This is a genomic window from Brevibacillus nitrificans (assembly GCF_003710965.1).
Lineage (GTDB): Bacteria > Bacillota > Bacilli > Brevibacillales > Brevibacillaceae > Brevibacillus > Brevibacillus centrosporus.
The window spans coordinates 1-532 of the sequence record NZ_RHHU01000037.1; the positions used below are offsets into that span (position 1 = coordinate 1).

General features: G+C 43.6%; 1 protein-coding gene. It reads right to left on the reverse strand.

Annotated elements, in window-relative coordinates; genetic code table 11:
- Window positions 1-224, reverse strand: a 224-nt coding sequence (locus EDM59_RS30790; protein WP_148040864.1) for a DNA gyrase subunit A, incomplete at its 3' end; no start/stop codon positions are given.
- Window positions 225-532 lie beyond the last annotated feature (308 nt).

The following is a 532-nucleotide window of genomic DNA, read 5'->3' on the forward strand; positions in this document are numbered from 1 at the left end:
GCCATTACTTCCCCGACCGTGTTTGCCGATTTACGGAAGGCTTTGTCAGGAGTAAGGCCCATGTCATGCATGGCATACAAAATACGCCTGTGTACAGGCTTGAGTCCGTCTCGAACATCAGGCAATGCCCGACTCACGATAACGCTCATCGCATAGCTGATGAACGACTCTTTCATCTCTTGGCTAATATCGACTTTTGGAAACCGAGCAGTTTCTTCTGCCATAAAAGGTAAACCTCCAACTGGTTATCGCAATACTTCATTATACCATATAGAAAGACGGCACGTCCAAAAAATCCGGTTATTTCCGTTGATTGTCGCTGATTCCATTCGCTATAACCGACTCTGTTCCCTTTCTGAGGCGATTCCCTATATATTTCCAGAAAATTCCCGATTTTACGGCTCTATCTTCAAGAAAAAACCCCAAAACGGTTCAAGAAGAAACCGCTTTGGGGGTAGAAGCCTTTTTGGATTGTCGTACTACATAAAAGAGATAAATGATCAGGTAGAGGATCATCGCAAATAGTGAATAA